Annotated in this window: 12 protein-coding genes; 1 reads left to right on the top strand and 11 read right to left on the bottom strand. The window is 37.8% G+C overall.

What is annotated here, in order from left to right:
* Positions 1 to 21: 21 nt before the first annotated feature.
* From QUE18_RS01095 to QUE18_RS01080, 4 genes are all read right to left on the bottom strand, one after another.
* Positions 22 to 1,077 (bottom strand): NAD(P)-dependent alcohol dehydrogenase, encoded by a 1,056-nt coding sequence (locus QUE18_RS01095; protein WP_015530634.1) that lies wholly within the window; start codon positions 1,075 to 1,077, stop codon positions 22 to 24.
* A 105-nt stretch (positions 1,078 to 1,182) separates the two neighbouring features.
* Positions 1,183 to 2,559: an MFS transporter gene (locus QUE18_RS01090; RefSeq protein WP_008392419.1), complete on the bottom strand. Its 1,377-nt coding sequence runs from the start codon at positions 2,557 to 2,559 to the stop codon at positions 1,183 to 1,185.
* Between the two features lie 20 nt (positions 2,560 to 2,579).
* Entirely contained in the window at positions 2,580 to 3,260 is a 681-nt protein-coding gene (locus QUE18_RS01085) for a beta/alpha barrel domain-containing protein (protein ID WP_008392418.1), read from the bottom strand.
* 48 nt (positions 3,261 to 3,308) lie between these two features.
* Complete coding sequence (locus tag QUE18_RS01080) at positions 3,309 to 4,385, bottom strand: zinc-binding dehydrogenase (protein ID WP_008392417.1); 1,077 nt, start codon at positions 4,383 to 4,385, stop codon at positions 3,309 to 3,311.
* A 557-nt stretch (positions 4,386 to 4,942) separates the two neighbouring features.
* On the opposite strand from QUE18_RS01080, the gene QUE18_RS01075 reads away from it, so the two are divergent.
* Positions 4,943 to 5,533, top strand: a complete 591-nt coding sequence (locus tag QUE18_RS01075; protein ID WP_008392416.1) for an SDR family NAD(P)-dependent oxidoreductase — start codon at positions 4,943 to 4,945, stop codon at positions 5,531 to 5,533.
* A 148-nt stretch (positions 5,534 to 5,681) separates the two neighbouring features.
* Here the strand turns inward: QUE18_RS01075 and ftsH are convergent, their stop codons facing one another.
* The 7 genes from ftsH to QUE18_RS01040 form a co-directional block, all read right to left on the bottom strand.
* On the bottom strand, positions 5,682 to 7,721 hold the full coding sequence (gene ftsH / locus QUE18_RS01070) for an ATP-dependent zinc metalloprotease FtsH (RefSeq protein WP_009204334.1): 2,040 nt from the start codon (positions 7,719 to 7,721) through the stop codon (positions 5,682 to 5,684).
* Positions 7,722 to 7,808: 87 nt separating this feature from the next.
* Complete coding sequence (locus tag QUE18_RS01065; protein ID WP_009204335.1) at positions 7,809 to 8,213, bottom strand: protease complex subunit PrcB family protein; 405 nt, start codon at positions 8,211 to 8,213, stop codon at positions 7,809 to 7,811.
* 37 nt (positions 8,214 to 8,250) lie between these two features.
* Entirely contained in the window at positions 8,251 to 9,555 is a 1,305-nt protein-coding gene (locus tag QUE18_RS01060) for a pyrimidine-nucleoside phosphorylase (RefSeq protein ID WP_207642000.1), read from the bottom strand.
* A gap of 461 nt (positions 9,556 to 10,016) precedes the next feature.
* Positions 10,017 to 10,760 carry a hypothetical protein gene (locus tag QUE18_RS01055; RefSeq protein WP_242852730.1) on the bottom strand — a complete coding sequence of 248 codons (744 nt, stop codon included), beginning with the start codon at positions 10,758 to 10,760 and terminating at the stop codon, positions 10,017 to 10,019.
* Between the two features lie 659 nt (positions 10,761 to 11,419).
* Positions 11,420 to 12,517, bottom strand: a complete 1,098-nt coding sequence (locus QUE18_RS01050) for an iron-containing alcohol dehydrogenase family protein (RefSeq protein WP_008392411.1) — start codon at positions 12,515 to 12,517, stop codon at positions 11,420 to 11,422.
* A 114-nt stretch (positions 12,518 to 12,631) separates the two neighbouring features.
* Entirely contained in the window at positions 12,632 to 13,141 is a 510-nt protein-coding gene (locus tag QUE18_RS01045) for a prolyl-tRNA synthetase associated domain-containing protein (protein ID WP_008392409.1), read from the bottom strand.
* Positions 13,141 to 14,034, bottom strand: coding sequence for an aldo/keto reductase (locus QUE18_RS01040; protein WP_008392408.1), 894 nt, complete (start codon positions 14,032 to 14,034; stop codon positions 13,141 to 13,143). Before QUE18_RS01040 ends, QUE18_RS01045 begins: the two co-directional genes overlap by 1 nt.
* Between the last annotated feature and the right edge of the window lie 796 nt (positions 14,035 to 14,830).

Below are 14,830 nucleotides of genomic sequence, written 5' to 3'. Positions count from 1 at the left end.
TCTTGTTCTAAATGTTGTTGTTTATTCAGCGACTTTGATAACACCTTTTACCATGTCAGTTTTCTTTTCTGGATCGATTGCATCCATGAATGCCTGCTGTACATCTTTGTAATCATATACATGTGTTACCATATCTTTTACATTAAACTTACCGCTTCTGATTGCTTCAATTGTCTGAGGATAATTGTTACAGTAACGGAATGATGTCTGGATCGTTACTTCACGGTTGATCTTTAAGAAGTCGATCGGAACTGGTTTAGACTGTGTTCCTACCATCATGATCTTTCCACCACGAGCTACGATCTGTACTGCCTGATTTGCTGTAAATGTAGATCCTGCACATTCAAATACAAGTTCCACACCATGATCTCCGAATAATTCTTCTGAACGAAGAAGGGCAACTGTGTCTTCTTTTGCACCATTGATCGTTCTGGATGCTCCAAGTTCTTTTGCAAGGTCAAGTCGTTTGTCCATAACATCTACAACTGTGATGTCTGTTGCTCCAAGACTCTTACAAGCCTGAAGTACCATAAGTCCGATCGTTCCTGCTCCAAGGATTACAATGCTTTTTCCTAATCTTGCTTCTCCAAGGATCGCTGCATGCATACCAACTGCTGCTGGCTCTACTAATGCTGCTTCCATTGTTGTCATTCCTTCTGGTACATGGTATGTCCATTCTTCTGGATGTGTCATGTACTCACAAAGAGCACCTTTGTAATTAGGCTGTGTTGCCATGAAATCTACGTCTGGACAAATGTTGTAACGTCCTGTACGACAATATTCACAAGAATCATCTGGTACACCAGGTTCGATCAGTACTTTATCTCCTGGTTTGAATTTTGTTACTTTTGCTCCGACTTTTACAACTTCACCAGCTACTTCATGTCCAAGACCGATTTTCTGGTTAGGATCTTTAGGTGGGATGAATGGTCCAAACTCGAATCCGTGAATATCAGATCCACACATTCCAACATATTCAACTTTCATTAAGATTTCATGATCTTTTGGTTCTGGAACTGCACATTCCTGAATCTCAAATTGTTTTGGTGTTACTAAGATTGCTTCTGAATTTTTCATAGCAAATGCTCCTTTTTTGTTTTGGTGCCCAACCAACAAAGGACGGGCACCAATTACTGATTGTTATATTTTATGTTAAGTTATTTTTAGGATTCCCTAATTTGATTACTCTACGTTACCGATATCTTCGACAGATTCTCCTCTTGTCTCAACACCGAATACGACGATTGATACAGCGATGATCACTGCTACTGCAGAGATCAGTGCGAATACACCGTTAGATCCCATAGATCCTGCTGCTACAGATGTAACTAAGAATGGGAAGAAGATGTTACTTACACGACCCATTGCATTACAGAATCCAGATCCTGATAATTTTGCAGATGTTGGCCACATTTCTGGTACATATACTGCTGATGCGTAACATACATACATATAGATGAATGTATTTAATACGAATGTTGAAGCGATCAGTGCTGTCATTGTTGTCTGTTTAGAAGTAATGATACCCATAACAGCCATGGCGATCAGTAAGATAACACCTGTTGCTTTTCTTGGTACTTTATCCATGTATAAAGATGCAAGGAAGATTCCGAATGGTGCACCGAACAGACCGAACATTGTCATGAACTGAGACTGTGATGTATCATATCCTAATGAACTTAATAATGAAGGCATCCAGTTCATCAGTGTGTACTGAATTGTGTTCATACCGATCAGTACTAAAGAACCACAAATTGTTCTCTTTAATAATTTACCTTTAAATAATGCAGAGTATGGTAAGTTTTTAACTGCTTTTGCTTCAACTGCTTCAACTGGTGGTAATGGTTTACCTGTAGATGCTTCAATTTCTTTTTCGATTGATGTCATAATAGCATCTGCTTCTTCAACTCTACCCTGAGATTCTAACCAACGTGGAGATTCTGGGTATTTGTTGTAAATAATGATACTTGCAATGATAGATAATACAGAAGGGATGATGTACTGGATTCTCCAGTTCATGTTCATGCTGACTCCTGTAGAAACAATCACTAATGCAATACCATTACAGATTGGATGAGCAAAGTTACCGATGAATGAGTTTCTGGAAGACCATACACCACGGTTCTTACCAGGTACATACTCAGTAAATGCTGCGAATAATACGACTAATAATGCTCCTAATCCAAATCCCTGGATCAAACGGAATACATATAATACTGTTACGTTAGGTGCTGCTGCTCCACCGATCATAGCGATGATGTGGATCACTTCATATAATAAGATAGATTTTTTACGACCAATCTTATCACCGATCGGACCACCAACTAATGCTCCGAATAACTGACCTGCTGTGTAAGTTGTTCCCCACATAGCCAGTAATGTTGATCCTGGCTCTAACCAGTGTAACTCATTTAAAAGTACGTTCTGTACTGCTCCACCGATACCATTTGACCAGCATACTAATAATGCGAATGCGGATACTAACCACATTTTGATATGCCAGCCAGAGTTTGGCAGACGGTCGAGTCTTGCTCCGATATTTGCGTTTTTGTTTGACATTTGTTTTTTCCTCTCTTTGTTTAGTTAAGCTCGCTTTCAAGCTCATTTTCCATGATAGCCCATGCTTCTTCGAAGTCATCAGCCTTATTCCACAGTGCTGGTGGTCCTAGGACTACCATATCTGCTCCTGCTTCGTATAATGGACGATAGACATCTCTGTTCATAGATCCATCGGCTTCAATTAAGAAATCAAGTCCCTTTTCTTCACGTATCTTAACCAGTTTACGTATCTTGTCATATGTTTGTTCAATGACTTTCTGTCCAGAAATACCTGCGTCTACGATCATGATCGTTACCTTGTCAAGTAATGGTAAATAATACTCAATCGTCTCTAAAGGTACGGATGGATTTAATGCAATTCCCGCTTTACATCCAAGTTCTTTGATCTTGTTGATCGTTACGAAAGCATCTCCTTCGATGCAGTCTGTGTGGGGCGTAATATAGGCCGCCCCTGCCTTTGCAAACGTTTCAAGGTACTGTTGTGGATGCTTGATCATTAAATGTGCATCCATTGGTGTACTAACTTTGTCCTTTAATGCTGCTAGAAATTCTGGTCCGATTCCAAAGCTTGGTACATATACACCATCTTTGATATCCATATGTAAGAAGTCTGATTTTTCATCGATGATACGGACCTGACGTTCCATATCAAAGAGATCACAGCAACCCATAGATGGTGCGATCATTAATTTTCGTTCCATACTCTGCTCCTTTATAGACTGCTTAATTGTCTTTAAATCTGATAATGATTAATCTTCAAAATCATAGTGGAAGATTACTTTGATAGCTTCTTTTGCTGCCATAGCATCGAAACCTTTTTCATATTCAGATAATCCTAATCTATGTGTGATCAGTGGCTGAACTTTGATCTGTCCAGATTCAAGTAATCTGATCGCATTTCTCCAAGATGTAGAATCATAAGCCATATGACCGATCAGACTCTTATTCCAAGATGTGATATCGTTGATAGAGAATTCTAATGGTTTGAATCCCATACCTACACGAACGATCTCAGCGTTTGGTCTTGTCATTTCGATTGCCTGTTTTAATGCGATGTTAGCTCCAGAACACTCGATCACTAATCCTAAGTTGTCTCTTCCGCAGATTTCTGTACAACGTTTTACAACATCTTCTTTAGATCCATTAACTACGTGTGTAGCTCCAACTTCTAAAGCAACTGGGAAACGAGTATCAACGTCTTCATCAAGGCCTACCATAACGATGTTTACAGCTCCCATTAATCTTGCGATCTGTACTGAGAATAATCCAAGTGGTCCAGTACCGAATACTACAACGTCCTGTCCTGGGATCAGGTGAGACTGCTGAGCTACTGCTTTGTATGCGTTACAGATAGGATCAAGTACTGCTGCTTCTTCATATTTAACACCTTCTGGAATCTCCCAGATCGCATGTTTGTGGATTCTTAAGATTTCTCCAGGAATCTTGCAGTATTTTGAGAATCCTCCACCCCATGTGTTATTATCTAATCCAAGGTTAACTTTTTCTTCACAGCAAAGGAAATCTCCCATTTCGCAAGCTGGGCAGACACCACATACGTGAGCACTGTTATCAGAAACAACTCTCTGTCCTACTTTCCAATCTGTTACTTTTTCTCCAACCTGAACGATCTCTCCTGCAAACTCATGTCCACGGATTGAGTTGAATTCATCAGATCCATTATCAACTCTCCAGTGTTTCATATCAGCTCCACAAATTGCTGCTGCTTTGATCTCTAAGATGATGTCTTCTGGTCCACATGTTGGTTCTGGAACGTCTCTCATTGTATAACCACCAAATGCCTGTCCATATCTTACAATCGCCTTCATATTTTTACCTCCAAAATGTTGATTACATAATTCCTTAAATAACCTTTTATCTTTTAATTACTCTATCAAAAAGCGCTTTCTTTATTTGATGTCTTTATTTTAATACACTGTTATGTTTTAGTCAATCATTTTTTGTTGATTTCAAACATTTTAGTTCTATTTCACAGATTTTGAGCTTTGTTTCCAAAGAAGGCATCTGTTTTTTGTGCAGTTTTACTAATGTTTGAATATTGTATACAGAATTTTGAGTTTTATATCGTAAGATCCCATCTATGAATTTTGTATTATCGATAGTTTTTATTTATTCTTTGTGAATTTTCTGTCAGAAATCGCTCGTTTTCTATTTGTTTTTCTGCGGTTTTCTTTTTATTCCTTTCTTTTTTCTGTAAGATACAGATTTTTTTATGTTGTTCCAAATTTAGTTCATTCCGGATCGGAATCTTTTCGTTAATTAATAAATTAGCATAATTGTCAGATAATTAACGAAATTATTCCTTGATTCCACACAATTTATTTGTTATGATTGTCTCATCACTTAATAATGGAAGGTAAAACTTATGGGATTTTTAAAAGGTAAAACAGCCATCATCACTGGTGGCGGAAGATCTGTATTAAAAGATGGAAGCTGTGGGTCTATTGGTTATGGAATTGCAACTGCATACGCAAAGGAAGGTGCAAACCTCGTTATTACAGGAAGAAATAAACAGAAACTTGCCGATGCCAAAGAGGAACTCGAGAGATTATACAATATCGAAGTTCTACCAGTCCAAGCCGATGTAAGTGCCGGTGCTGACAACGAGACAGTCGTGCAGAATGTCATTGATGAAACAATCGCCAAATTCGGACGGATCGATGTTCTGATCAATAATGCACAGGCATCTGCTTCTGGAGTTGCCGCAAATGAATGGGGTCCTGACGGCATCAATGCTAATATCATTTGTCCACTCGCATGGACAGCACAGCTTGAAAATTTCCAGCAGGCTTATCCTGAAGCCTTTGAAGCTAATGTTAAAATGCCTCCTGCAGGACATTATGGAGATGTTGAGAAAGAAATCGGAAGAGTATGCGTTCAGTTAGCTTCGCCTGATTTCAAATATATGAACGGAGAAACACTTACCTTAGAAGGTGGAATGGGATTAAGGCCGTAACAAGACCTGCTGAGGATAGAATGTATTTTTTACCTTTGGCATCCTTTTATATCAGCTATATGGAAAAATGCGGAGACATTCGTTTGATCGATCGTCTCCGCATTTTTATGCTTTTCGCTATTTTATTTTGTTCACTGACTCTGACAGATTATTCTTCATCGTCATCATCTTCCACCCACTGGGCATATCCAGTATTATATGTCGATGTATTTTCTTCTTCTGTCTTGATCTCAGAATCTGTTTTCACCTCTGCTTCTGAAATTTCTGCATCATTTTCAGCTGTCTCTGATACGTTTTCATCTGTCTCTGATACATTTTTATCAGACTCTTCTACTGGATTCTTGTATTTGTTGAAGATTTCCATGAATTCTTTTCCTGTGATCGTCTCACGCTGGATCAAAAACTCTGCTGCTTCGTCAAGAATGTCCATATTTTCACGAATGTATGTGACTGCTTTGGCGTAAGCTTCTTTTAACATCTTCATGACAACTTCATCGACTTTCGCTGCTGTTGTCTCTGCACAGTTCATAACTGCACGTCCATCTAAGTATCGGTTTGTAATGGACTCTAAACCGATCAATCCAAATTCATCGGACATACCATACTGTGTTACCATCGCTCTTGCGATCGCTGTGGCACGCTCAATATCATTGGATGCTCCTGTTGTGACAGAGTTAAACTTCACTTCTTCTGCCGCACGTCCACCGAAGAATGATACAAGGTCTGCTAACATCTCATCCTTCTTATTTAAATATTTTTCTTCTTCTGGACGCTGCATTGTATATCCAAGTGCTCCCATGGTACGAGGTACGATGGTGATCTTCTGTACTGGTTCTGATTCTTTTTGCAATGCCATAACCAGTGCATGTCCGACTTCATGGTATGCAACGATGTGTTTCTCTTCATCGCCAAGAATTCTGTCCTTCTTCTCCTTACCAGCAATGACAACTTCCACTGCTTCAAATAAGTCTTTCTGTGAAACAGCCTTTCTTCCTGCCTTGACAGCTCCAAGTGCTGCTTCGTTGATCATATTTGCAAGATCAGATCCAACAGCTCCACTGGTTGCCAGTGCGATTTCTTCAAAATCAACGGTCTCATCCATCTTCACATCTTTGGCATGTACTTTTAATGTCTCAATTCTTCCCTTTAAGTCTGGGCGTTCTACAATAACACGGCGGTCAAAACGTCCTGGACGAAGAAGGGCTTTGTCTAAGACTTCTGGACGGTTTGTTGCTGCAAGAATAATGATACCTTTGGATGTATCAAATCCATCCATCTCTGCAAGTAAAGCATTCAATGTCTGTTCACGTTCATCATTTCCTCCACCATGCATTCCATTATCACGACTCTTACCAATAGCGTCGATCTCATCAATAAAAATAATACATGGTGCCATCTGCTGTGCCTGTTTAAATAAGTCACGAACTCTGGATGCTCCGACTCCGACAAACATCTCTACAAAGTCAGAACCAGAAAGTGAAAAGAATGGAACTCCTGCTTCTCCTGCTACTGCTTTGGCAAGCAATGTCTTACCAGTACCCGGAGGTCCTACAAGCAATGCACCTTTTGGCAGCTTCGCACCAATCTCTGTGTATCGTTCTGGGTGATGAAGAAAATCTACCATCTCTGTCAGTGTTTCCTTCGCTTCTCCCTGTCCCGCAACATCTGCAAATGTCACTCCTGTCTTCTTCTCAACATATACCTTCGCATTGGACTTTCCAACCCCCATCATTCCGCTGCTTCTTCGCATCATCATGACAAGGAATCCAAAGATCACGATCGTAGGGATCAAACTGATCAATATCGATAAGAAAGTATCCATCGGATCTTCTGGTTCCTGTTCAAATGCGATCTTACTCTTGATCAGACGATTCACCAGTTCATAATCTCCGCTGATCCTCTGTACCGTATATGTTGTCTTGTAAAAAGGATTTCCCTCGTTCTTTGGTGTCACTTTCAACTGGCTGTCTGTGACCTTTACACTTTTTACCTGATCTTTATCAAGCATTGTGACAAATTTATTGTACGAAATCGTTTTCTCCGTTCCGTTTCTCCATTTTGTTAAAATCGAATTAAAAAAGAAAGTACCAAGAATTGAAACGATCAGGAAGATTGCAAGAATCTTCGCGTTTTTCTTCTTGTTATCTTTATCATTTTTATCATTCTTATTATTCTGTTGATTATTCAAATGTCAGCTCCTCCTTTGATTCATAAGCACCATTATATGTTTTCTGATTTTATAAATCAATAAAACTATTCTAAACTTTTTATAATTTTAGTGAAAAATCACATCTTTTTCGTAAAACTGGCTTTTTAGTACAATATATGGATAAGATTTTCCATGCTTCTGGTGCTCTTTTGTAACCCCTGTCAGTATCGTATCAATATAAATATGTGTCCGGTCTGCACTAAATTCTCTAACCTTGATCTTATAGCCGCTCCCCGGCTGTCTTCCATATCCGATCACATAATAAGTAAAACCACCTGTTGTATATGTAAAATGAAATGCTTCCCTCTTTTGTTCATCGATCAGTTTGCCTAATTGTACTGGGATCACACTTCTTCTACAGACAACATATACAACCTTCTGTTTTTGTCCTCGTTCATCCTTTTTGATACATCCTGTCAAAATCACACATAAAATAATACTAAAAATAAATATCCAGATTCTTTGTTTCATGGATCTCTATCCTTTTTATCATTTTATGCAAATAGATTTAAGATAATACTTCCCGGATCATTATCGGTTTCATTGGTTTTTCTTCTATTATATGGTAGTTTTCTTTAAAATGAAGAACTGCCTGTTTTACTTTTTCTTCATCATTTCCATAAATTGTTGCAAGCACATCGCCTTTCTTCACAGGATCCGCAACCTTCTTTGAGAAAACAAGTCCAACCGTTGGATCGATCACACTTTCCTTCGTTTCTCTTCCTCCACCAAGGATCAAAGAGCAGATTCCCATTTCCTGTGCATCAATACTTCCGACAAATCCATCTTGTTCTGATCGTATTTCTTCTATAGTATCTGCCTGTTCAAATAACTCTGGATGATCGATGTATTTCGTATCACCACCTTGTGCAGCAACAAATTGTTTGAATTTATCCAATGCTTTCCCACTTTGAATAGATTCCCGGACTCTCATAAGTCCTTCATCAAAATCCTTCGCCGCACCGCCAAGGATCAGCATATGCGAAGCCAATGTCTCAATAAGCTCCACAAAATCATCTGGTCCATTGCCTTTTAATGTATCGATCGCTTCTTTGACTTCCAGAATATTTCCAACTGCCATTCCAAGAGGTTCATCCATATTCGTGATCACAGCCGTCATCTTCCTTCCAGCACTCTTTCCAATCTCTACCATCTCTTTGGCAAGTTGCATCGCATCAGATTCTTCCTTCATAAATGCACCGCTTCCGGTCTTTACATCCAACAAGATCGCATCTGCTCCTGCTGCCAGCTTCTTACTCATAATACTGCTTGCGATCAAAGAAATCTGATCCACCGTTGCGGTCACATCCCGCAATGCATACAACAATTTATCTGCTGGTGCAAGATCCTTCGTCTGCCCCATGATTGAAATACCAATTGAATTCACTTGTTCTTCAAACGCATCATCTTCAAGCTGTGTTGAAAAACCTGGAATACTCTCCAGTTTATCGATCGTACCCCCAGTATGACCAAGTCCACGCCCAGACATCTTAGCAACCGGGATTCCAAGCGAAGCAACAATCGGTGTCAACGCCAAAGAAGTCTTATCTCCAACCCCTCCCGTACTATGCTTATCAACCTTGATCCCCTGAATCTGAGACAGATCAAGCATCTCACCACTTCGCGCCATTGCCATCGTAAGCTCATAAGTTTCTTCTTTATCAAGCCCTTGAAAACAGATCGCCATCAACAAAGCTGACATCTGATAATCCGGTATCCTGCCATCTGTGTATTCACGGATCATCCATTGAATCTCATCTTTCGTCAAAGGTTTCCCTTGTCTCTTTTTTAGTATCAGATCATACATTCTCATAGATTCGGCCTCCTTTGCTTTTTGTTGTATATAGTATAACACAAAATTGTGATTTGTAGGTAGTGTTGCATGTATGAGTCAGAAAGAAGATAAAAAGACTTTTAAAGCACCGATTTAGCGAGATATTTTGGAATATAATAAACATCTGTCTACCACTACAAAAATTGAAAACCAATATCGTTTAACATACACACCCTTCCGTTTGAAAATTCTTAATTTTATACGAGAATGTCTTCAGGTATTCATAAAAACATAAAAAAAGATAGATGTACGAAATGATAGAATTCCATAGGATCTTTTGCAAAATCGCAGCCAACACGGGCACTGTTTGAACGCAGTGAGTTGTGCAGGAGTGTTGGCGGATCGGCGTTTTGCAAAAAATCCGTCAATGGAATTCGTTTTTCGTACCTCTATCTTTTTTTATGTTTTTATGAATACTCGATACATTTCCGTTATACAAATTAATTTTTCTTCTTCCGATTCTTAAGCAGCCCAATAACTACCACAATTGCTGCCATATCAATCACAAACATAATCCATTTTCGTGTTTTAAACGTCGTTTTTTCTTCTATATCATCTACCAGACTTGTTTTATGATCCATTTGTTTTAGCTTCTCTGAATTTCTAATCTCTTCAATCGTTAAATATTTCTTCATATTCCACCTCGCATCATAAATCTTTTTGCTTTGGTAATAAACTTTGCTTCCATCTGTGTTACAGGAGAATTTTTTCATCATTCCATCTGTGTTAACGAAGTATTTTAACATAATACTTTGGACATCCGGATTTTTATTATATGCTTTTACGGCTAGTGTCTGATAATCATCACTGTCTGTTTCATATAACCCGTTGGAAATGGTCCATTTCCCTTTTGTCTTCTTTAATGATGCAATCACATGATCTCCTTCTTCAACCGTTGTTTTCTCATGATAGGATGACGTATATTTTATATTTTCATTCTTCATGATGACATATCGATGATCTTCCGTTCTTTTTGCAATTGCTTCTGATGTTGATTCTGTGTTGATATAATCCTTTGCACTTAAAACAAAATAGTTATCTGAAACATAAGTTACAGATCCCACAAACAAAACATCTTGATTTTTATTGTTCATGATCCTGTTGATCTCTGTATCTGCGGATACGAATTTTATATTTCCTAGCATCATGAAGAGGCAGATAAAATAAACTGTTATACGTCTCATCCTGCAATGCACCTCCTTATGTTGTTATTATACATCGAGCGGTGTTGCGAAATATAACGGAAAATGTGAAATATACTTATGATTTTCTTAAATTGTGATTTGTAATAGTGTTTCATGTATGAGATAGAAATAAGATAAGAACAAATATTTATATCTCATACAACGGAACGCTATTCAAATCACTACAGGGTGTGTATGTTAAACGGTATTGGATAATAATTTTTGTATTCGTAAACGGAAATTTAAAGAGATGCATAAGCACCGATTTATCGAGATGTTTATGACACATAATAACATTACCTTCTGTTTAAAAATCCCCTATTTTACAATCAATACTGTTCTCCATACACATCCACTTAAATTTTCCAATCTTGTAATTGTCCACACTTTAGACTTCTGGTATATGATAAAAAATAAATAAACGATTGGAAGCGCAGCATTAGAATTTTGCCACGTTTTTTACGGATTCGCAGCCGGCTTAGTGCGTTGTTTGAGCCTCAAAGAGTTCTGATTTTCAATACCTTTGAAGGCGAGTTACGCAAGGAAAGCCGGCGAATCAGCGATCTGTAAAAACGTGAGGAAAATTCTCTAGCTGCGCTTCCAATCGTTTATTTATTTTTTATCATATACTCGAAATCTACAGTTGGCCAACTTACAAATTAAAATTTTATACTTCTACCATATTCATCTGTTTCTTTCATACACTGAATAAAGCTTTCCTTCGTAACCCCAGCATTCTCAGGTTTGAAGTCCCATTCTGTAGTGGTCATTGCTTTCTCTGCCATTGCATCAAAATCATCTTCTGTGATCTCAATGTCTTCAAAGCATACTGGCAGTCCCATACTTAGGTTGAATTTTGCGATTCGTTCTCTTTCTTCGTATTCTTTTCCGAATGTTAACAAGCATAGCACACCTAATGATACGATTTCTCCATGTAAATGTTTTTCTCCGCCTTTTGTAACGGTTGATCCGTAATATACACAGTGTGCAAGGCTTGAGTTATAGTAATATTTTGGTGCTGCACTTACCATGTTAGATACTAATCCTGTACTGATGATGATGTCTAACGCTACCTGTTCTAATTCATAAGATACTTTATTCGCTCTTAAGTCGTCCAATGCTTTCTTTCCATATTCAACAAGTGGTGTAGTACAGATCTTACTTAGCTGTACTCCCATCATTGGTGTATGGGATAATTCGTCTTCTTTGGATGCAAATACTGCTTCACATTCTTTGCTTAATGCATCTCCGATTCCTGCCCATAATAATTCTTCTGGTGAATCAGCGATGATGGATGATTCGATGAATGTATGGTTTGCATTCTTTGGATAGTAATATTCTCTGAATGATCCATCTGGGTTATAAATTACAGAGATTGCTGTGACAGATGCACAGTTTGATGCTACGGTTGGGAAGCAGAATAATGGTTTATCCATTTCATTTGCCACGTATTTACATGTATCACAGGCACGTCCTCCACCGACTGCGAAGATCATGTCTGCTTTCTTGACAACGTCCATGTCGATCAATGCGTTACCATTTTCATAGGTGGAATCACCACCGTACCAGATAAAATCAAGGATTTCTACATCGGAATCTTTGATTCCTTCTAAGATCTTATCTTTTGCTTTAGACATCGCGATCTTTCCACCGATCACAACAGCTGTTTTTCCATAAAATCTTGTTGTATGCGGAATCTCTTTATAACATCCCTCTCCGATCGTATAACTTGGTAAATTCACACTATAATAACTCATCTTGTTCGTTGCCTTCTTTCTCTTTATTCTTTTGACTCTTTATATTGGCTACATTATAGTCCTCAATTCTCAAAAAATCAAAGAATCTTGTGTTCTTTTTCTTATTCATGAATTTTATTCCACATTGATAAATTTCACTTGATTTCCATGCAACTTTATGACATTCACAAGATCAGCAAGTTTCATCCAGATCGTTGCTGTATTATCATTTGGATGGACTGCAATGTATTCATATTCTTTCAGATCTTCGTCAAAGAATACCGGAATCACACATTCCTGATCGTTCAAAACGCCTAACGGCGAAACAGATCCGGGTTCAATATTTAAATATTTCATTAGACGCTCGGCTGAGGCAAAACTTAATCTGGAACTTCCAATCTCGTCTCTTACTTTCTTAAGGTCTGCCTGCTTGTCTTCCCGAATGATCACAAGAAAATGATGCTTTCCGCTGCCATCTCGTAAAAATAAATTCTTAGCCCCTATTCCATTCTCATGATTCCACAGGTCAGAGTCTTCGATTTCATCGACTGTGTATACCGCTTGATGTTCAAACATTTCATATTCGATGTTCTGCTCATTTAAAGTATCTAACACGATTTTTCTATTTTCATTCATTTTATTCATTATCTTATCTGCTGCTGTCCGCTTGCTGCATAAATCTCGTACCATTCATAATGCTCTAATTTAACATCCATTGCTTTCACTGCAGATTCAATCCTCTCAACCTTTCTGCTTCCAACGATCGGCATTGCCTGTACTGGATGATACATGATCCATGCATACACGATCGTATCTGGTTCACAGTTATGTCTCTCAGCGATTTCTTTGATCTTATCCATTGCTTTCTTACATTGTAGATCATCTTCTTGAAATAATCTTCCTCCTGCAAGTGGTGACCATATCATTGGATGAATTTTATTAACTGTCAGATAATCCATCATTCCAGAATTGAAATGTTCAAAACATACTGGGTTCCATTCAATCTGATTCGTTACAAGTGCTCCGTCAACCGCTTTATTCATTGCATCAAATTTAAATGGATCAAAATTTGACACTCCGATTTCTTTGATCAGCCCTTCTTTCTTCAGATCCAGCATTGCTCTGCCTGCCTCCCATGGATCTAAAAGAGGATCTTCTCTGTGAATTAAATATAGGTCAAGATAATCTGTATGTAATCTCTGAAGACTTTCTTTACAGGATCGTACGATTCTATCATAAGTTGTATTATAATACCCAAATGATTCTCCATTAATTTCTTGTTTGTAAATTCCTGTTTTTGAAATCAGCTCTACTTTTCCCCTTAATGCCGGGTCTTTGGCAAATGCTTCCCCTATCTGAGATTCACATAGAGTATCTGCATAAATCTCTGCTGTATCAAAAGATGTTACACCTAAGTCTATGCTTGATTTCATGTTATCAATAAGTTCGTCTGTTGATAATTCCCAAGTATCTAGTCTCCAAAAACCTCGGATGATCTGAGATAAGGAAAGGTTATCTGTTAATTTAATCTTTGTCATATTAATATCCTTTCTGTTTTTCTTTCATCATAACATATTTTCTTTTAACAACGCATATTTTTTTACCTGCAGGAGCTTGTGATTTCTTAAGGTCCCAGGGACCTTAAGGTTGGCGGAACGTTGACAGACAAAGAAACATGGACGTTGGCACGAATCTGTAAAACATCATATTACAAATACAAAAGAGAACTGCAGCAAGAACTACTTCTGGAAAAGGGGCCAAGACAGAAAAATGATCGCCCTAAACCTGTCAATTTAAGCGATCATTTTTTGATTCATTAAATATCAGGTGACCGTCATATCGGTAGCACCTTTTTCTATTATTAGAATATCATTTCATTTTTTTATGTCAAGACTTACTCCATTAACAACATAACATACTTCTTTCATTGTTATTGTTCAACGGTTAGCTAGACATTAACTAAAAAAGAAAACCTGTGCCATTGAACTTTCTTTTTTATAATATCTTAAGTGTACGTTCTAAGTACTCCCAATAATAAATCAAAAACTCTTCAAATAAGAAATTAAAAATAAGAAAAAGAAACCATACATACTAACCATTATCTCAAAACTAACTCTTACTATCTTGGACACTTTATTTTTTAAATAACAATGCGAAAAAATAAAAATTATTATCATTAATGCTAAGCCAATAACTATAGTATTTCTATTCATGTTTATTTCTGAAAATGCTCCCAAACATATATTAGCTATTAATACACATATAGTCGAAATACTTTTTTTGAATACGGCCCTCCAAATCCATAATGATCTACAGGATTTATCAAAAAACGAC

The sequence above is a fragment of the Anaerostipes hadrus ATCC 29173 = JCM 17467 genome, from assembly GCF_030296915.1.
In the GTDB taxonomy this organism is placed as follows: Bacteria; Bacillota; Clostridia; order Lachnospirales; family Lachnospiraceae; genus Anaerostipes; species Anaerostipes hadrus.
Note: the sequence above shows the minus strand (reverse complement) of the source record. Positions and strands in the feature narration are given on the sequence as shown.